Here is a 749-nt window from a genome sequence, read left to right on the forward strand (position 1 = left end):
ATCAGCGGCGGATCAACGATCCGAACAGGCACGGACCGCCAACAAAATATTTTGCTGGTTAAGCGAAGCAGTGATGGTGAATTAATCTGGTCAACCGATATTGACCTTGCGAAAGGCAACTATCGAAGTGACGATAAGATAACTGATCTCACCCTAGATAGTGACGGTAACAGCTATGCCATTGGTGTTAGCTATATTGTCGAAAATGACATTCAACGCTATGGCTCTTTCCTCGTTAAAGTAGATACTTATGGAGAACTAGTGTGGTCTATTGAGCTATCTAAACACGATGATGCGCGCGATCTAGAGATCCATCAAGACCAGTTATATGTTACAGGTTTTGCCACCCAAGTGTTTAACTTAGATGGCGTCAAACAACTTAAAATTGAACATGAGAAAGCATGGGATATCGAGGTTAATGATGCCGGCGACATCCATATTGTCGGCGCAGAAAAAGCAGCGAAATACAATGCTGCAGGGCAACTGGCCTGGGCTGTTGATTTACCTGCAGACCTTTACCTTCAAGCCGCTCTCGCAGTCCTATCTGATGACAGCATTGTTATCGCGCACAATCAACAAGATGATTCAACACGCATAGCCGGTATCAGTCCAAACGGTCAACCATCCTGGAGTAAAACCTACTACCCGCCACAACAAAGTTATGGACTACCGGGCCCGGCTTTACTGAAGGCAGATTGGCGAGACAATGTAGTGCTCAGCCTTTCTAACGACAAGTCCAGACGCCTAGT

The 749-nt window shown here is 45.9% G+C and carries 1 protein-coding gene; it reads left to right on the forward strand.

Features of this window, described 5'->3' with window-relative positions; translation table 11 throughout:
- Nucleotides 1-749 (forward strand): hypothetical protein (locus A3729_RS32655; protein ID WP_197475709.1); only part of this gene is annotated, 749 nt, incomplete at both ends.

Source organism: Oleiphilus sp. HI0043, from assembly GCF_001634935.1.